The organism is Pseudomonas sp. zfem003, assembly GCF_032621675.1.
Taxonomy (GTDB): domain Bacteria; phylum Pseudomonadota; class Gammaproteobacteria; order Pseudomonadales; family Pseudomonadaceae; genus Metapseudomonas; species Metapseudomonas otitidis.
The window spans coordinates 197,419-214,342 of the sequence record NZ_JAVYJG010000008.1 but is presented as its reverse complement, the minus strand read 5'-3'; the positions used below and the strand labels follow the sequence as shown (position 1 = coordinate 214,342).

Genomic DNA, 16,924 nt, shown 5'->3' with positions numbered 1-16,924 from the left:
CCAACCTGAAGGAGCAGAACCATGAGGATCGATACCCAGTTGATGCAGGGGGCCGGCGCCTCCAGCACGCAGAAAACCGGCCGGGGTACGGCGCAGGGCACGGGGGATTTCGCCGGGGACTATGCCGCCGCGCTGGCCGGCGAGAAGGCGGGGCAGCCGCCCAAGGCCGACTTCAGCCACATGAACCGTGGCGAGCTGATGGAGTGGATCAACGCCCAGGTCAAGGCAACGGGCACGCTGGATGGCACCGAGTCGCTGGTGTCCATGACCCTCAACGGCGTGTCGGCAGTGGATGGCAGCGCGGACAACAGCCGCAGCTTCGATTACCTGAAGCTGCTGCGCGACGGCATCGACGGGGCACAGCAGCGCAACGACATGAAGGAAGCCGAGCGCCTGCGCTCAACCCTGGACCTGCTCGGTCGCTACCAGGAAGACGGCGCCTCCAACAGCCACTGGCAGGCGTAACGCCGCCCCTGGGCGGCGGCCCGCAGCACCTTGAGAGCGGTGCGACGCCGTTGGTGTCCGCCCCCGTGTTTGGCGCGATAATGCGCCGCTGAACACACAGGGGCCTTCCATGAACCAGCGTGCTATGGACTCGACCGCCGCGATGCGGAGCAAACCCGCCGACGCCCTCATTCTCATTGCCGAAGACGAAGTGGAGATCGCCGAGATCCTCGCGGCCTACCTCCAGCGCAGCGGCTTGCGCACCGTCCACGCCAGGGACGGCCAGGACGCCCTGGCCCGGCACCAGAGCCAGAAGCCCGACCTGGTGCTGCTGGACGTGCAGATGCCGCTGCTGGACGGCTGGCAGGTGCTCAGCGAGATCCGCCATCGCGGCGACACCCCGGTGATCCTGCTCACCGCACTGGACCAGGACATCGACAAGCTGACCGGGCTGCGCATCGGCGCGGACGACTACGTGGTCAAGCCCTTCAACCCGGCGGAAGTGGTGGCGCGGGTGCAGGCCGTGCTGCGGCGGGCGAAGGCCACCCGCGCCGAGGGCTCGCGGGTGCTCAGTGTCGGCGCCTTCCGTATCGACCTGGACAACCACGAAGCGAGCGTGGAGTGCGCCGGCCAGCGGCACCTGCTGGACCTCACCCTCACCGAGTTCAAGCTGCTCACCAGCCTGATGCGCGCCCCCCGACGGGTGTTCAGCCGTGGCGAGCTGCTGGAGGCCTGCCTGCCCGAGGGCGACACCCAGGAGCGCACGGTGGACAGCCACATCAGCAAGCTGCGCAAGAAGCTGGAGCTGCTGGGCATCCAGGGCGTACCCACCAGCGTGCGTGGCGTCGGCTACCGCTTCGGTGGCGAAGCATGAGCCGCACCCCGGGCCTGCGCCGGCAGATCATCCTGTCCCTGTGCACCATGGCGCTGGGCATCATGCTCATCTCCATCGTCGGCACCTATGCCTTCTACGAAGTGCTCTACGCCTACGAGCCCAGCAGCATCTCGGAGACCTGGCCGCCGACGCGCACTGAACTGGCCTGGGTGCTGGCCACGATCCTCGCGGCGCTGGTGATCGCCGGCTACGTGGCCTTCCAGCTCTCCCGGCGCATCCTCACCCCGCTGAACTCGGTGGCCCACAGCCTGCGGGAGGTGGCCCAGGGCAACCTGCAGGCCCGCGCCACGCTGGACGAACACGCCATGGGGGAAACCGCCCAACTGGTGCACGACTTCAACACCATGGCCGAACGCCTGGAGGGCATGACCCGCGAGCAGCAGTTCTGGAACGCCGCCGTGGCCCACGAGCTGCGAACCCCGGTCACCATCCTCCGTGGCCGCCTGCAAGGGCTGACCGAAGGCGTCTTCACCCCCAGCAACGAGATATTCGAAGGGCTGCTGCGCCAGGTGGAAGGGCTTGGCAGGCTCATCGAAGACCTGCGCGTGGTGAGCCTCAATGACAGCGGCCACCTGGAGATGGAGCTGGCCCCGACCGACCTGGCGCAGGAGGTCACCAGCATCGCCCAGGCCTTCACCTCCAGCCTGGAGGCCAAGGGCTTCGTGCTGCAGCTGGAGGTGCCCGCCCGCGCCCAGGTGGAGTGCGATGCCTTTCGCATCCGCCAGGCGCTGATGGCCCTGCTGGAGAACGCCCTGAAGTACGCCGAACCGGGCGCGCTGAAGATCCACGCCCACATCGACGACGGCACCTGCCGGGTGAGCGTCGAGGACAGCGGCCCGGGCCTGCCGGCCGAAACCGCCGCGCTGGTGTTCGAGGCCTTTCGCCGGGGCGACCCCTCCCGCTCGCGGAAGAGCGGCGGCAGCGGCCTTGGCCTGTCCGTGGTCCGGGCCATCGTCGAGGCCCACGGCGGCCACGCCAGCTGTCACCCCTCATCGCTCGGCGGCACCGCCTTCAGCCTCAGTTGGCCGGTGCGGGGTGGCGTGAGCGGCTGATGCGTCCCCCAGGCAGGTAGTCACCCCGCGTTTCCATCAGGCTGAACGCCACCCGCGCCAGATGCCGTGCCAGCCCCTTGAGTGCCTGGGTTTCGGTGCGGCCGTGCCGTCTGCACAGCTGGTAGCGCTCGCGCCAGGCCACCGAGCGGCGGGCAGTCCGTGCCGCCGTCAGCAACAGGTGGTGGGTTTGGCCGTGCAGCGGCGCCTCCCGGAGCGGGCTGGCGCGCCCGCTGTTGACGAAGGCGATGTAGGCGCCGGCACTCTTGAATTCGCCCTGCCCATAGGCGCCGGCCAGCAGCGCGGCGGTGACGATATCCACCCCCTCGATCGCCAGGCACCGCAGGGCCTGTTCACGGGGGCCCTGCGCCCGCAGCAAGCGCCGGACCTGCCGCCGGAGCGCGAGCCGGGGGGAAGCCTGGCACGGCTCGAGCAGCGCCAGCAGGCGCGGGTAGAACAGCGGCGCCTCACACGCCGCAGCGGTCCCGTGCCCAGTGGCCTCCGCCGGCGTGGCGGGGTGTTGTGTGTGCATCGCGCTACACCTGTTGCAAATGTGGCCCCAACCTCGCGCGGAGCGGGGCCTGGCGGTCAGTGCCCAGTGATCACGCTGTTCCAGATCCGCGTGCGGAGCCGGTCGATACGCGGCGGAACGGCCTCGAGCGCAAACAACGTGCCGAAGACCTCCGGCGAGGGGTACACCTTGTTGTCCGCACGGATGGCCGGGTCCACCAGGGCGTCCGCCGCCTGGTTGCCATTGGCGTACTTGATGGCATTGGTGACCGAGGCCATCACCTCGGGTTGCAGCAGGTAGTTCATGAAGGCGTAGCCGGCATCCTCATCCTTGGCGTCCACGGGCATGGCCACCATGTCGAACCAGGTCGTCGAGCCCTCCTTCGGCACCATGTATTCGATGTGGATGCCGTTCTTCGCTTCATTGGCGCTGGCCGCCGCCTGCAGCACATCCCCGGAGAAACCCACCACCAGGCACACATCGCCATTGGCCAGGTCGGTGACGTACTTCGAGGAGTGGAAGTAGGTGACGTGCTTGCGCATCTGCTTGAGCAAGGCCTCGGCCTTCTTGTAGTCCTCCGGCTCCGTGCTGTGGTGCGGCAGCCCCAGGTAGTGCAGGGCGATGGGCAGCAGCTCCGGCGCATTGTCCAGCACCGCCACGCCGCAGGTGGAAAGCTTGGCGAGGGTTTCCGGCTTGAAGATCAGGTCCCAGCTGTCGATCGGGTGATCGGCGCCGAGTACCGCGCGCACCTTGTCCACGTTGTAGCCGATGCCGGTGGTGCCCCAGACGTAGGGAAAGCCGTACTGGTTGCCCGGGTCGTTCACCGCCGTGGCCTTGAGCAGCCGGGGGTCGAGGTTCTTCCAGTTCGGCAGCTTGGAGCGGTCCAGCTTCTTCAGCGCACCGCCCTGGATCTGCCGGACCATGAAGTGGTTGGAGGGGAACACCACGTCATAGCCGGAGTGCCCGGCCATCAGCTTCGCATCGAGGATCTCGTTGCTGTCGTAGACGTCGTAGTGCACACCGATCGACGTCTGGGCGGTGAACTTGGCCAACGTATCGTCGGCCACGTAGGCGCTCCAGTTGTACACGCGGACTTCCTCGGCTGCCTGGCTTGCGCTGGCCAGCAGCAGGAGGGGGATGAGTTTTTTCAGCATGACGCCACCTCGGGGGAGTTTTCTTGTTGTCTGCAGTCACTGAAAAGCCGGCTGCAACACGCCGCGAAGCCGGTCTGCAAAGACCGCCTAGCGCATCGCGCCGACGAAGAGAGCACCCTGGATACGAGCGGGCACGGGCCCGGAACGGCACCGGCGCCACTGGCCCGGCGCGTTCGAGGCTAATGAAGCCGCTCAGGGCTTGTCTTGCGCGCGGGCCCGCGTGGAAAGCTGCGCCTGGTAGGCCTTGGGGGTCATGCCCATGCGCTCGCGAAAGCACTTGTAGAAGGCCGAAAGGGAGTTGAACCCCGCCGCGAAGGCCCAGTCGTCGACACGCCCGCTCTCGGGGCTCTGGTGCAAGCGCTCCAGCAGGTGGTTCAGGCGTGCCTGGTTGACGTAGCGATAGAAGCTCTGCCCCAGCACCTGGTTGAGCAGGTGGGAGATCTGGTTGCGCGTGTAGCCGGTGGCGGCGGCCACCTGCTGCAGGTCCAGGTCGGGGTCGAGGTAGGGGCGCTGGTGCTGGAAGTAGTTCTCCAGGTCGCACGCCATGATCCCGATCTGCCGGGGCGAGAGCCCCAGACGGCTCAGCGCCGGGCGGCTGTCCGATGCGGTGGAACCATCCGGCTCGATGCGCTCCAGGTTGGCGTACTCGTTCACCCGCCAGACCAGGCCATCGCACACGGTGATCGCCTCGCTGGATCGAAAGGCCACCAGGCCACGGCTGCCATGCAGGCAGATGCGGTACTGGATGAACGCGGTGTGGCCGTCGATGCGGATGCGGTCGGTGTGCTCCAGCAGCTCGCCGCTCAGGCGCGGCAGGCTCTCGTAGACGAACGCCCTCAGCTCCGGCAGGCGCATCAGGCGGTTGCTGGAGTAGTCGTGGTACTCCACGTCGGGGTGGTAGAGCTTCAGGAGCCCTTCCAGGTCACCAGTCCGCCAGCCTTCGCGGTAGAGCAGGATGGTCTTGCGCGTCAGCTCGGTCTGCTCGGCGTCGTCCGGCAGGTGGGTCGTGGCAGTCATGGCGGGTGACTCGTGATGGCGGACAGTTCGCGCGGATGATAGTCAACGGAGTCCATCCCGGTCAGCGGCCGCCCCGTTGCGGGGGCGGCCTGTTGACCAGCGGCGCGGCTCAGCTCGCCTGCATCAGTTCGTTCGCCGCCCGCAGGCCCGAGGCATAGGCGCCATGCACCGTCTGGTAGAAGGACTCGTCGGTGGCCTCGCCGGCGAAGAACAGCTTGCCGTCGACGGGCGACGCCAAGTCGTTGCGCATCGGCACCGTGGAACCCACCACGTTGCAGGAGTAGGAGCCCAGCGCATGGGGATCGCTCGCCCAGCGGGTGATCGCCCAGTCACTGGGCTGCGGGATGTCCGGGCCGTACACCGCTCGCAGGCGCGTCATCGCGTCCTCCACGATCGCCTCGTCGGTCCAGCCCTCAATCTCGCGCCCGAAGTCCGCCGCGTTGAAGCCGATCAGGATCGGCGCACCGGTCGCCCGCGCCAGGCTCACCCACTCAGCCCACTGCCCATGCTGCTCCGGCACCATGTTGATCCAGTCCGTCCGGGTGTCCCAGAAGGCCTCGGGGAACTTCAGGCAGCACTTGTTCAGCACCCCGACCCCCAGCCCTTCGATGGCCCGGATCTTCTCGGGCGGAAGCGCCGGGGAGAAGTCGATCGCCCCGCTCTTGAGCACGCCCAGCGGCACGCTCAGCAACACCTGGGCAGCCTGGTAGCTGCGCCCGCCGACGCGGACGGTAACGCCTTCGTCCTCGCTGTCGATGGCGCTGACGACCTGACCCAGACGGATGTCCAACCCCTTGGCCAGGTGCTCCACCAGCACCCGGTAGCCGTCCAGGAACAATGCCTCGTCGCCAGCGTACTCACCGCCGCTGTCGAAGGTGTGCAAGGAAAGCGCCTGGACGCTCTCGCCGTACTCGTGTTCGTAGGTGGTGTTGAGCAGGAAGTCGACCTGCCGACGCTGGGCCAGCCCCAGGGACCGGTAGTCCATCTCCTCGCGCACGGCATCACCCAGCGGACGGTCCTCGTCGCTGTCCTGCGTCTGCTCGATGGCATCCTCGATGGCTTCCCGCAGCGCCTCCAGTGCCTCCTCCTCATCGTCGTCGTAGCGATGGCCGTCGCTGCCGAAGGTCTCGGTGCGATCGGTACTGGTGGTGGCCAACCGCGCGCCAACCTGCTTGGCCAGCCGCGCAATGGGGTTGTTGGGGCCGGCCCCGTGGATCCAGGTCGCCCCAAGGTCGACATTGATCCCGTCCCACGCCTGGTGGGTCATCAACCGTCCCCCCAGGCGGTCGCGCGCCTCGATGACGATCACCCGGTACCCGGCATCGTGCAGTTTGCGAGCGGCGGCCAGCCCGGCGATGCCGGCACCGATCACCAGCACATCGGCCTGCCCCGGGTCCGCTCGCCCTGCGCGCTGGCCCTGGGTTCCCAGGCCATTGGCCAACACGGGGGACAAGGGCAGGGACGCCCCCAGCAAACTGCCTGTAGCCAGAATGAAATGTCGACGCTTCATGTATCACCTCAAGAATTCAACTTGCGGCCTCACACCGCCATGGCCCCCGCATAGGCAGGCACCGGACCGGGCGAGGCCGATCGGTGCCAGTCTGAGGGGCCTGCATTGCCATTCGTTCGAGCTTGTGTGGAGAACAGGTGGAGCGCATCAGTAAAGCGCACGCCAGCGCGAGCGTCGGCCACGCCACTCAGCCACGCTCGGCATATGCCCCCGCCAGGGACGCCGGCGCGTCCCCGTCCTGCGCGTTCAGGCCACCGCCCAGGGCCTTGTAGAGGGCCACGGCGTTGCTGGTCCTCTCCCGGCGCAGCTCCAGCAGTGCCTGGCGCGCGGCATACAGCTGGCGCTGGGCATCGAGCAATTCCAGCCGGCCATCGAGCCCCGCGCGGTAGCGCTGGCCGGAGAGGTCCAGCCGGCGCTCGGCGGCGCTGACGGCTTGCAGCTGAGCGTCGATCTGCCGGTCGAAGGTGGCCGTGCCCGCCAGGGCGTCCGCCACCTCGCGGAAGGCGATCTGGATGGCCCGCTCGTACTGCGCCACCGCCTCGGATTTGCGCACCTTGGCCAGGCGCAGTTCCGCCCGCAAGCGCCCGCCCTGGAACAGCGGCACCGTCAGTTGCGGGGCGAAGCGCCAGACCTGCCGGGACGGGTCGAACAACCCGTCCAGCGAGGTGCTGGCATAACCGAAGGAGGCGGTCAGGGAGATCTGCGGGAAGAACGCCGCCCGCGCCGCGCCGACGTCCGCGTTCGCCGCTTCCAGCACTTGCTCGGCCTGGCGCAGGTCGGGCCGGGCCAGTAGCAGCTCCGACGGCAACCCTGCCGGCAGGCGACCGAGCAACGGCTGCTGCGCCAGTGACAGGGCCGGCGGCAGATCAGTCGGCAGTTCACCGCCCACCAGCAGCTGCAGGGCGTTATCCGCCTGGGCGCGGGCACGTCGGCGCGCCTCCAGATCGGCCTGGGCGGTGGCCACCTGGCCTTCGGCCTGGGCCACGTCCAGCGCGCTGTTCTGGTCGGCCTGCTTCAACAGGCGCGCCAGGGCCAGGGATTGCTCCCAGTCCGCCAGGGTCTGCTCGGCCAGTTGCTGCTGCTCGGCGGCCAGTTGCTGGGCGAAGTAGGCATCGGCCACCGCCCCCAGCAGCGCCACCTGCGCGGCGTCACGCCCCTCTTCGCTGGCGAAGTAGCGCGCCAGCGCGGCATCGGAGAGCGCCCGCACGCGGCCGAACAGGTCCAGCTCGAACGCGCTGACGCCCAGGTTCACCCCCACCTGTTTGCTCACCGTGCGGCTGGAGCGCTCGCTGGAATCGGCCGCCAGGGCCCGCTCGCGGGTCTGGTTGGCCTCCAGCGCCACCGAGGGCAGGCGAGCGGAAGACTGGATGCGGAACATCGCCTGGGTCGCCTCCACATTGAGGGCCGCCAGGCGCAGGTCGCGGTTCTGCTCCAGCGCCCGTTCGATCAGGCGCTGCAGGCGCGGGTCGCCGAACATGCGGCGCCAGCCTGGCAGCGGCGCGGCCGCGACGGACGGAGCGCCCGCCAGCTGCGGGAACTGCGCCGGCACTGGCGGTGCGGGCCGCTCCAGGGGTGGCACCAGGGAACAGGCGCCAAGGCTCGCGGCCAGGGCCAGCGGGATCAACAGGCGCATCTCAGGCCTCCTCGCGCGGGGATTGGGGGGCGGTGCGTCGGGCCCGCCGGGCGCCGAGGCGCTCCTGCAGGCCGATGACGAACACGAAGAACGCCGGCACGAAGCACACCGCCAGCAGCGTGCCGCTGAGCATGCCGCCGAACACCCCGGTGCCGATGGCGTGCTGGGTCTCGGCGCTGGCGCCGGAGGCGAGCATCAGCGGCACCACGCCGAGGGTGAAGGCCAGCGAGGTCATCAGGATCGGCCGCAGGCGCAGGCGCGCCGCCATCACCGCCGCCTCCGCCAGGCTGCGGCCTTCGGCGTGCAACTGGCGGGCGAACTCGACGATGAGGATCGCGTTCTTCGCCGAGAGGCCGATGATGGTGATCATCCCCACCTTGAAGAACACGTCGTTGGGCAAGCCGCGCAGCATCACCGCCGCCACCGCGCCCAGCAGGCCCAGCGGCACTACCAGCATCACCGACAGCGGGATGGACCAGCTCTCGTACAGCGCCGCCAGCACCAGGAACACCACCAGCGCGGAGAGCAGCATCAGCAGCGGCGCCTGGGCCGCCGACTGACGCTCCTGCAGGGACTGCCCGGTCCAGGCCACGGCGAAGCCCGCCGGCAGCTGTGCCACCAGCCGCTCCATCTCGGCCATGGCGTCGCCACTGGACACGCCCGGCGCGGGGCCGCCGGCGATGCGCACCGCCGGGAACCCCTGGAAGCGCATCATCTGCTGCGGCGACTCGGTCCAGATCGGCGTCACCACCTCGCGCAGCGGCACCATGCCGCCGGCGGCGTTGCGCACCCGCAGGCCGAGCACGTCGTCCAGCTGCATGCGCGCGGCAGCGTCCGCCTGGAGGATGACCTGCTGCATGCGCCCGGCATTGGGGAAGTCATTGACGTAGAGCGAGCCCATGGCCGCCGACAGGGTGCTGCTCACCGCCGCGAACGACACGCCCATGGCCTCAGCCTTGCGCCGGTCGATCTCCAGGCGAATGCTCGGCCCCGGCGGCAGGCCGTCCGGGTACACATCGCTCACCACGCTGCTCTGCGCCGCCAGCTTGAGCAGTTGCGCCTGGGCCTCGCGCAGCGCCGCCTCGCCCCGGCCGGCGCGGTCCTGGAGGAACAGGGTGAAACCGGAAGAAGTGCCCAGCTCGTCGATGGCCGGCGGCAGCAGGCTCATCACCGTGCCCTCGGGAATCTCCGCCATCGCCGCCTGGGCCAGGGCCGACTCCTCGCCGGCCGTGGCGCCGTCACGCTGGTCCCAGTCCTTGAGCATGGTGAAGGCCATGGCGGCGTTGGGGCCGGAGCCGGAGAAGCTGAAGCCCAGCACCACCAGGTTCGCCTCCAGCGCCGGGCGGCTGGCCACGTGGGCCTCGAAGGTGCGCACCACGTCCAGGGTGCGTTCGGCAGTGGCGCCGGTGGGCAACTGGATGGAGGTCATGAAGTAGCCCTGGTCCTCCTCCGGCAGGAAGGACGACGGCAACTGGTACGCCGCCAGCGCCAGCACGCCGCAGAGCGCGGCGAAGCCCGCCATCATCCGTCCGCTGTGGGCGACCATGCCGGCCACGCCGCCGGTGTAGCGCTCGGTCAGCCGCTCGAAGCCGCGGTTGAAGGCGCCGAAGAAGCCGCGCCGGGCGTGGTGCCCGGGCGCCACCGGGTGCAGCAGCGTGGCGCACAGCGCCGGGGTCAGGGTCAGCGCGAGGAAGGCCGAGAACAGGATCGACACCGCCATCGACAGGGTGAACTGCTGGTAGATCACCCCCACCGAGCCGGAGCCGAACGCCATGGGGATGAACACCGCGGTTAGCACCAGGGTGATGCCCACCACCGCGCCGCTGATCTCCTTCATGGCCCGCGCAGTGGCCTCCCGCGGCGACAGGCCGTGGCTGGCCATCAGCCGCTCGACGTTCTCCACCACCACGATGGCGTCGTCGACGATGATGCCGATGGCCAGCACCATGCCGAACATGGTCAGGGTGTTGATGGAGAAACCCGCCACCAGCATCACCGCGAAGGTGCCCAGCAGGGCGATGGGCGCGACGATGGCCGGGATCAGCGTGTAGCGCACGTTCTGCAGGAACAGGTACATGACCAGGAACACCAGCACCATGGCCTCGAACAGCGTCTGCACCACCTTCTCGATGGAGACCTTGACGAAGGGCGCCGTGTCGAACGGGACGGAATAGCCCATGCCCGCCGGCATGCTCGGCGCCAGCTCGGCGAGCCGGTCGCGCACGGCCTGGGCGGTGCGCACGGCGTTGGCCCCGGGCGACAGCTGGATGGCCGCACTGGTAGCCGCCACGCCGTTCTCGCGGTTGGCGAAGCCGTAGGACTGCGCGCCCAGCTCCACCCGCGCGACGTCACCGATCACCACCCGCGAGCCGTCGGCGCCGGCGCGCAGCACGATGGCGGCGAACTGCTCCGGGCTGGACAGTTGCCCCTCCACCGTCAGCGGCACGGTCACCCGCTGGCCGGGCAGCGTCGGCTCATCGCCGACCCGGCCGGGGGCGATCTGCGCGTTCTGCTGTTCGATGGCCTGGGCCAGGTCGCCCATGGTCAGGCCGTAGGCGGTCAGTTGGTGCGGGTCCACCCAGATGCGCATGGCCTGCTCGGCGCCGAACAGCTGCACGCGCCCGACGCCGTCGATGCGCCGCAGCTCCTGCACAATGTTGCGCGCCAGATAGTCGTTCAGCGCCACCTCGTCGAAGCGCCCGTCCGGCGAGGTCATGCCCACCATCATCAGGAAGCCGGAGGCCGCGGACTCCACCTGCAAGCCACTCTGCCGCACCACCTGGGGCAGGCGCGGCTCCACCGCCTTGATGCGGTTCTGCACGTCCACCTGGGCCAGCTCGGGGTCGGTACCGGGCTTGAAGGTGGCGGTGATCTGCGCCGAGCCGGAGGTGTCCACCGAGGACTCGAAATAGAGCAGGTTCTTGACCCCGGACAGCTCGCGCTCGATCAGGCTCACCACCGAGTCGTCCAGGGTCTGCGGCGTGGCGCCGGGGTAGGAGGCATAGAGCGTCACCGACGGCGGCGCCACCGAGGGGTAGCGGGCAATCGGCAGCTGCGGGATGGCGATCACCCCGAACAGCACGATGAACAAGGCGATCACCCAGGCGAACACCGGGCGCTCGATGAAGAACTGCGGCATGGTCGTCTCCTCGACTCAGTGCGCGGTGGCGGCCAACCCGGCGGCCACACTGGGCTGCCAGGGGCGCGGGTCGACGGCGGCGCCCTCCTCCAGGCGCTCGATGCCTTCCACCACCACCCGCTGGCCGGCACCGAGGCCGGCGGCGATGCGGTAGCGGCGGTCCACCAGCTCGCCCAGCTCGACGGCGATCCGCTTGGCCTGCTGCTGCTCGTCGATCACCCACACGCTGGCCGCCTCGCCGGCGCGCACCACCGCCTGCTGCGGCACAGCCAGGGCCGCCGGGTAATGCGCCCGCACCACCCGCGCCCGCACGAACATGCCCGGCAACAGGCGCCGCTCGGGGTTGTCCACCAGCACGCGCAGCAGCACATCGCCGGTGCCGGCATCGACGTTGATGCCGGAGAACAGGATGCGTGCGTGCAGGTCGTAGGGCTTGCCGCTGCTGCCGAGGATCTGCACCGGCAGCCCGCCGTCGCCGGGCCCGCCCCGCGCCTCCAGCGCTTCGCGCAGGCGTTCGAGGGAGGCGGCGGACTGGCGCACGTCCACGTACACCTGGTCGATCTGCTGCAGGGTGGCCATGGGCGAGGCATCGGTCGAAGTCACCAGTGCCCCTTCGGAGACCAGGGTCTGGTCGATGCGCCCGGAGATCGGCGCCTCCACCGTGGCGAAGCGCAGGTCCAGCTGCCGCCGCGCCAGCACCGCCTGGGCCTGGGCCACGTCGGCAGCCGCCTGCTCGCGCTGGGACACGGCGTCGTCATACACCTGCCGGCTCACCGCCTCGGCCCGCACCAGCGGCGCCAGCCGCTCGGCCTGGATGCGCGCGCGATCCAGCACCGCCCGCGCACGCTGCAGGGCGGCGGCCGCGGTTTCCACCTCGGCCTTGAAGGGCGCCGGGTTGATCTGGAACAGCGCCGTCCCGGCCTGGATCTCGGCGCCCTGGCTGAACAGCGTGCGCTGCAGGATGCCGCTGACCTGGGGGCGGATCTCCGCCGTGCGCAGGGCCGCGACACGCCCTGGCAGGTCCTCGTCGACCACCAGCTCGGTCGGCGCCAGGGTCATCACCGTGACCCGCGCCGGCGGCATGCCCTCCTCCGCCGTCGGCGACGGCTCACACCCCGCCAGGCCAAACGCGAATACCCCGATCCACACGGCACGCAGCCGCCCCTTCAGCAATCCCATGACCCACTGCCCTCACGGATGAACGGCCCCGGCCAGAACGGCCGAAAGCCCAGAAAACGCGAGTCTGGCGGCCCACCGTTGGGATTGATTCGAGGTTTTGTGGAGATCGTGTGGAGGCGGGGCGGGCACCTCATGAGCCAAGAGGCATACGGCCCTCTTCAGGCATGACCTTGGAGCGGCAAGGGAGGGCGATTGCGCCGCTGTGACGGCCTTCAGATTGTCATACGATTTCCGTTGAATATTTCTTACGCCCCTGTCAGATTCCGCTTCGCTGTACAAATGTTGCAAAGGATTGCAAGTACAAAGCGACCCAGAAACACCCTCGCGAGTATCTGCAAAATCCCCCTGAATTCCGCTGATCCTGCCGCCAAGTCGTGGCTTTTCGTCGTGGCTGGAAAATAGCGTTCCCGAGCGGGAGTGAACCTCGACAAACAACTTCTTCTGTGAATTTGCAGTGACAACCAGGCGCTCCACGCCCAACAAGAACCCACATGGATGATTGCGTCATGACTGTTTTCCACGCCCTGAAACGCCGCTCCACCCCTGCCAACCTGCTCCGCTGCGCCGTCGCGGTGGGGCTCGCCGCCGTGCTCGGTGGCTGCAACTCCTCCGAATCCGAAGTCCAGAAGGTGGTGATCGACAACCTGCTGGTGAAGGACGTCTACAAGTTCGGTGAATTCACCGAAATCGACGGCATCGCCGCCTGCCAGACCGTCAACAGCGTCCGGGCCGACGGCCAGGACACCGGCGACATGCAAGGCTTCGCGATGAAGAAGGACGGTGCCTGGCATTTCCTGAGGTTCCTCGACAGCACTCACGAAGAGTGCGTGCAGGCGGCCAAGGAAGTGACCACGGAATTGGTCGAGAAAGGCTACAAGGGCTGAGCAGCCCGCTGAATTACCGTCACCCTCTGGAGAGATTCAATGCGTACCAAGATCCTGCACATCGGCCTGATCGCCGCCATGGGCCTGCTGGCCGCCTGCGGCTCCTCGCCGCGTGCCCCGCAACAACAGATCATCGGCCAGATCCCGGCGGGCAGCCCCTTTGCCAAGGTCCAGCCCGGCATGTCCATGAAGCAGGTGCATGACCTGATCGGCCAGCCCACCGACAGCTACAACCGCATGACCGGCAAGATGTTCATCCCCTTCTACTTCGGCAGCGACGCCATGCGCATGGAAGAGCTGTACAAGGGCCAAGGCCGCATCACCTACACCGGCGTAGGCGCCACCGGTGCCAACTTCAACGTCTACCAGATCACCTACGACCCGAGCGAAGACGGCTACAACAACCGTTGATCCGCCGCCTCGCCCAACAAGAAGCCCCGCATGATGCGGGGCTTTTTGTTTGAGGAGGGACTGTTGGTGGCGAGGGGAATGGGTATTAGAGGTTGGTTATCGAGAGTTGTTGATGTCTTTTGTTTCGCCCCCCCGGGCGAGCCCCTTTTGGCAGTCGCCCCAAAAGGAGCCAAAAGGGCTTGCCCCTGCATACGGGTCCCGCTACGCGGGACTCCCCTCGCTCCATCGTCGTTCCAGGGGCACGCGCTGACGGGCCATCCATGGCCCGGCAGCGCTCTCGCGACATCCATGTCGCTCAACCCCTTCCACAACGACTCCGCTCGGCCTCCTGAAGGGGCAGTCTCCCTGCTTCAACGTCTTAGTCAAACACCAGTCCCGAGTGCGCTTCGAGCTTGTGCCCCTCTACTGATCAAGCGGGAAGCTCTTTCTTGCTCATGAACGGTCGAAGGGCAAAACAAAAACCCTCCGCAGAACTCACTCATCAACTGAGCACCCGTGCACCCTGGCCACTACCCCCTCCCCCCACACCAAACTCAGGCATTAACAGGCTTGATCACCAGGAAATTCCGCGCGCTGTAATAGGCCTCGGAGTCCTGCCAGGCCAGCCCCGCGAAGCTGTCCATGCCGGCTTGCCAGGGCTCGTTGTCGAACAGCGCCTCCACCGTGCGCTGGTTGTCGAAGGCGCAGAAGAAGTGCCGGAACCAGTGGATGCGCCCATCCAGCGGCAGCGCGCGGATCTGCGCCTCGATGCTGGGGAACAGGTCCTCCGGCAGCGCCGGCACCTTGCCGTCGGCACCGCGCGTGCAGAAGTTGCCCAGGTGCGCCTCGAAGCGCTGCTCACCCACCTGCCAGGTCTCCACCGTCACCTGGTCCTCGTCGACACGGCCCCAGAGTGCCGAGAGCAGCACGTGGAAGCTGTTGCGGCAGAAGTTCTCCCAGGCATCGCGCAGGCCGGCCTCGCCCTCCCCCACGCCGGCGAAGGCTTCCTGGAAGTGGCGGTTGTCATCCTCCAGCAGCACGTCCACATCCAGCCGGCCGGTCTTGCCACGGGGATACCAGGTGGCGCGGATGGCCGGCAGCCGGCCACCCGGCGCAACCCACCCTTCGTGCACGACGAACTCGACACCGTGGGCTTCGAACAGTGCAGCCAGAAGCTGCGAAACAGAGACCGGTTCCATCTTCGATCCTTATGCAATGATGGCGCGCCCGACACGGGCCGAAACGGCGCGTAGAGTACCGCGCTTCCGCATCACGAGCCGGTCGTTCGTCAATGAATGCGAGGGAGCTTTTCCAATGCCCTGCCTGATAGGCCCATGCACCGCCATCCGGAGGCCGCGGTGAGAGCCGCCATCTGCATGCTTTGCGGCAGGCCCTGCGTGTGCTGCGGGCTGGTCGATTGCGGATGCTGGTTCCGGTTCGCCGACTACCGCCCCTTAGCGCCCCGCGCGGCAGGGCACCCGGTCGGGCTTGAGTGGTTCTGCGCTGAGCACAGAGAGGCGGCTAGCGAATGCACGAACATGCCCAGTGACCAGGCTCTGGCGCATCTGGTGGCCCGCTTCGGCAGCATGGCGCCCGACCACCCGTGGTCCGAGGAGCCCTCGCTGTGGGTTCTGGACGCAGGCGAGCAGCCCATCAAGGTGTTCGCCCTCCTCCGGCTGGCCGCCCAACTGACTCCGGCACAAGCCCGAGAGCGTATGCAGACGGGGCGCTTCCGGGTGCTGAACGCCAGTAGCTATGAGCTCAAGCGATGGCATGAACTGTTCACCGCCGCTGGCGCACACCTGGAGTACCGCTGCGAATGAAACACCCCCTCGCCGCCCTCCCCCTGCTGCTGGCCCTGTCCACGCTCCACGCCGAGGAGGTTGCCCCCATGAACCACCCGCCCTTCGATGCCGCCTTCGCCGAGGGCTACCAGGTCAAGGTGGAAGGGATCGACTACCGCTTCTACACCCAGCCCATTGGCGAACTGGAACTGCCCACCGGGCAACTGGTGGCCTGTGACCCGCTGGTGAGCTGCGACGCGCCTTTCACCCAAGCGGTGCCCAAGGGCCGCTTCCCGCTGCAACTGGCCATCGCGCGGATCGGCGAGGACGAGCGCATCGCCTTCGCCCGCATCGTCTTCGCGCCCGGCGCGGCAACCCGCTGGGAAATGGCCCTGGTGGACGGCCAGGACCCGAGCACCCTGGGCCCGGACGAATTCTTCGGCTACGGGGTGGACAGCGGCACCGGCGGCTTCATGGACGCCGCCGCCCTGCGCCGCTACGAAGCGCAGCGCGAGCAGGAGGGCGAAGCCTTCGACGAGCGCCTGCTGGCCGAGCTGGACAGGACCTACCGGCACACCCGCAGCTGGACCCTGCTGCCGACCGAGGCCGGCAACGTGGCGTTGTTCTCCAGCGGCTATGGCGACGGCGCCTACCCCAGCTACTTCGGCTACGACGCCAGTGGCCGGCTGGTGGCGGTGGTGACCGACTTCCTGCTGGTGCCCTGGCACTGAGGCCGGGGCCGGCTCAGTCGCCCAGGGGCTCCAGGTTGGCGTCGATCCAGCGGCCGCCTTCCTGGCTCAGCTGGCCGGCCTGCGGCTCGGGGTTGGCCGGGTCCAGGCTGGCCTGGCCGGTGTAGCGCAATGCCTCGCCCTCGACGAACAGGCGGTCGATGCGCTGGGGCAGGTAGGGCGAGGTCTGGGAATAACCCGGCACCACATAGAGGCCGCCGTTCCGAGCGGGCTGGAGCGCCGCGATGTGGGTGCGCACTGCACTTGCGTCGCCCACGCAGCCCTCGTCCACCTGGAACAGCGCCAGGTACAGGGGGTGTTCCTCCAGGGTGGCGGGCTCCACCACGGTGAAGGGCACCAGCGTCTTCACCGGCATCGAGAAGCTGCAGCCCAGCGCGCCCGCGTAGTGCTCCAGCACTGCCGGCGCCTTGGCCGCCGCGCCGGATGCCTGCGGATCGGGCAATGCGCCTGCCCAGGCCGCCCCTGTGGATAACGCCATCCCTGCACACACCGCTGCCAACCCTTTCATTGCCCTGCCCTCCACTGACTGATCGATGGGCGAACCCTGCGCGCCCCGGAACCGCGCGCAGTGTCGCTGCAAACGTCC

16 protein-coding genes are annotated in these 16,924 nt (G+C 68.4%); 7 read left to right on the top strand and 9 right to left on the bottom strand.

Going from position 1 to position 16,924, the window contains the following annotated elements; all coding sequences use genetic code 11:
• Positions 1-21 precede the first annotated feature (21 nt).
• From RTK35_RS20430 to RTK35_RS20420, 3 genes are all read left to right on the top strand, one after another.
• Entirely contained in the window at positions 22-465 is a 444-nt protein-coding gene (locus RTK35_RS20430; RefSeq protein ID WP_142015108.1) for a hypothetical protein, read from the top strand.
• A 109-nt stretch (positions 466-574) separates the two neighbouring features.
• Positions 575-1,318, top strand: coding sequence for a response regulator (locus RTK35_RS20425; protein ID WP_316908839.1), 744 nt, complete (start codon positions 575-577; stop codon positions 1,316-1,318).
• Positions 1,315-2,391: an ATP-binding protein gene (locus RTK35_RS20420; RefSeq protein ID WP_316908838.1), complete on the top strand. Its 1,077-nt coding sequence runs from the start codon at positions 1,315-1,317 to the stop codon at positions 2,389-2,391. The genes RTK35_RS20425 and RTK35_RS20420 overlap by 4 nt, the downstream gene beginning before the upstream one ends.
• Here the strand turns inward: RTK35_RS20420 and RTK35_RS20415 are convergent.
• The 7 genes from RTK35_RS20415 to RTK35_RS20385 form a co-directional block, all read right to left on the bottom strand.
• On the bottom strand, positions 2,357-2,920 hold the full coding sequence (locus RTK35_RS20415; protein WP_182850847.1) for a hypothetical protein: 564 nt from the start codon (positions 2,918-2,920) through the stop codon (positions 2,357-2,359). The two genes, RTK35_RS20420 and RTK35_RS20415, sit on opposite strands and share 35 nt — an antisense overlap.
• A gap of 56 nt (positions 2,921-2,976) precedes the next feature.
• Positions 2,977-4,053, bottom strand: a complete 1,077-nt coding sequence (locus tag RTK35_RS20410; RefSeq protein ID WP_316908837.1) for a polyamine ABC transporter substrate-binding protein — start codon at positions 4,051-4,053, stop codon at positions 2,977-2,979.
• Positions 4,054-4,245: 192 nt separating this feature from the next.
• Entirely contained in the window at positions 4,246-5,070 is an 825-nt protein-coding gene (locus RTK35_RS20405) for a helix-turn-helix transcriptional regulator (RefSeq protein WP_172434507.1), read from the bottom strand.
• A gap of 109 nt (positions 5,071-5,179) precedes the next feature.
• Complete coding sequence (locus RTK35_RS20400; RefSeq protein ID WP_316908932.1) at positions 5,180-6,514, bottom strand: FAD-dependent oxidoreductase; 1,335 nt, start codon at positions 6,512-6,514, stop codon at positions 5,180-5,182.
• Between the two features lie 253 nt (positions 6,515-6,767).
• On the bottom strand, positions 6,768-8,213 hold the full coding sequence (locus tag RTK35_RS20395; RefSeq protein ID WP_316908836.1) for an efflux transporter outer membrane subunit: 1,446 nt from the start codon (positions 8,211-8,213) through the stop codon (positions 6,768-6,770).
• Position 8,214: 1 nt separating this feature from the next.
• Positions 8,215-11,352: an efflux RND transporter permease subunit gene (locus RTK35_RS20390; RefSeq protein ID WP_182850850.1), complete on the bottom strand. Its 3,138-nt coding sequence runs from the start codon at positions 11,350-11,352 to the stop codon at positions 8,215-8,217.
• A 15-nt stretch (positions 11,353-11,367) separates the two neighbouring features.
• Complete coding sequence (locus tag RTK35_RS20385) at positions 11,368-12,531, bottom strand: efflux RND transporter periplasmic adaptor subunit (protein ID WP_316908835.1); 1,164 nt, start codon at positions 12,529-12,531, stop codon at positions 11,368-11,370.
• A gap of 506 nt (positions 12,532-13,037) precedes the next feature.
• Between RTK35_RS20385 and RTK35_RS20380 the strand changes: the two genes are divergently transcribed.
• A complete protein-coding gene (locus tag RTK35_RS20380; RefSeq protein ID WP_172434513.1) occupies positions 13,038-13,415 on the top strand; it encodes a hypothetical protein in 378 nt (125 codons plus the stop codon).
• 39 nt (positions 13,416-13,454) lie between these two features.
• The gene (locus RTK35_RS20375; RefSeq protein WP_074973233.1) at positions 13,455-13,826 is read left to right on the top strand and encodes a hypothetical protein; all 372 of its coding nucleotides are present in this window, start codon (positions 13,455-13,457) and stop codon (positions 13,824-13,826) included.
• Positions 13,827-14,359: 533 nt separating this feature from the next.
• Here RTK35_RS20375 and RTK35_RS20370 read toward each other — a convergent pair.
• On the bottom strand, positions 14,360-15,004 hold the full coding sequence (locus RTK35_RS20370; protein WP_282885901.1) for a DUF6348 family protein: 645 nt from the start codon (positions 15,002-15,004) through the stop codon (positions 14,360-14,362).
• Positions 15,005-15,343: 339 nt separating this feature from the next.
• On the opposite strand from RTK35_RS20370, the gene RTK35_RS20365 reads away from it, so the two are divergent.
• Both RTK35_RS20365 and RTK35_RS20360 read left to right on the top strand, forming a co-directional pair.
• On the top strand, positions 15,344-15,628 hold the full coding sequence (locus RTK35_RS20365) for a hypothetical protein (protein ID WP_139233626.1): 285 nt from the start codon (positions 15,344-15,346) through the stop codon (positions 15,626-15,628).
• Positions 15,625-16,320: a DUF4241 domain-containing protein gene (locus tag RTK35_RS20360; protein ID WP_316908834.1), complete on the top strand. Its 696-nt coding sequence runs from the start codon at positions 15,625-15,627 to the stop codon at positions 16,318-16,320. Before RTK35_RS20365 ends, RTK35_RS20360 begins: the two co-directional genes overlap by 4 nt.
• A gap of 13 nt (positions 16,321-16,333) precedes the next feature.
• Here the strand turns inward: RTK35_RS20360 and RTK35_RS20355 are convergent, their stop codons facing one another.
• Positions 16,334-16,816, bottom strand: coding sequence for a hypothetical protein (locus RTK35_RS20355; RefSeq protein WP_139233625.1), 483 nt, complete (start codon positions 16,814-16,816; stop codon positions 16,334-16,336).
• Positions 16,817-16,924: the final 108 nt, after the last annotated feature.

Coding starts and splice junctions, on each gene's coding strand:
- RTK35_RS20430 (WP_142015108.1), top strand. CDS start 22: ATGAGGATCGATACCCAGTTGATGCAGGGGGCCGGCGCCTCCAGCACG.
- RTK35_RS20425 (WP_316908839.1), top strand. CDS start 575: ATGAACCAGCGTGCTATGGACTCGACCGCCGCGATGCGGAGCAAACCC.
- RTK35_RS20420 (WP_316908838.1), top strand. CDS start 1,315: ATGAGCCGCACCCCGGGCCTGCGCCGGCAGATCATCCTGTCCCTGTGC.
- RTK35_RS20415 (WP_182850847.1), bottom strand. CDS start 2,920: ATGCACACACAACACCCCGCCACGCCGGCGGAGGCCACTGGGCACGGG.
- RTK35_RS20410 (WP_316908837.1), bottom strand. CDS start 4,053: ATGCTGAAAAAACTCATCCCCCTCCTGCTGCTGGCCAGCGCAAGCCAG.
- RTK35_RS20405 (WP_172434507.1), bottom strand. CDS start 5,070: ATGACTGCCACGACCCACCTGCCGGACGACGCCGAGCAGACCGAGCTG.
- RTK35_RS20395 (WP_316908836.1), bottom strand. CDS start 8,213: ATGCGCCTGTTGATCCCGCTGGCCCTGGCCGCGAGCCTTGGCGCCTGT.
- RTK35_RS20390 (WP_182850850.1), bottom strand. CDS start 11,352: ATGCCGCAGTTCTTCATCGAGCGCCCGGTGTTCGCCTGGGTGATCGCC.
- RTK35_RS20385 (WP_316908835.1), bottom strand. CDS start 12,531: ATGGGATTGCTGAAGGGGCGGCTGCGTGCCGTGTGGATCGGGGTATTC.
- RTK35_RS20380 (WP_172434513.1), top strand. CDS start 13,038: ATGACTGTTTTCCACGCCCTGAAACGCCGCTCCACCCCTGCCAACCTG.
- RTK35_RS20375 (WP_074973233.1), top strand. CDS start 13,455: ATGCGTACCAAGATCCTGCACATCGGCCTGATCGCCGCCATGGGCCTG.
- RTK35_RS20370 (WP_282885901.1), bottom strand. CDS start 15,004: ATGGAACCGGTCTCTGTTTCGCAGCTTCTGGCTGCACTGTTCGAAGCC.
- RTK35_RS20365 (WP_139233626.1), top strand. CDS start 15,344: ATGCCCAGTGACCAGGCTCTGGCGCATCTGGTGGCCCGCTTCGGCAGC.
- RTK35_RS20360 (WP_316908834.1), top strand. CDS start 15,625: ATGAAACACCCCCTCGCCGCCCTCCCCCTGCTGCTGGCCCTGTCCACG.
- RTK35_RS20355 (WP_139233625.1), bottom strand. CDS start 16,816: ATGGCGTTATCCACAGGGGCGGCCTGGGCAGGCGCATTGCCCGATCCG.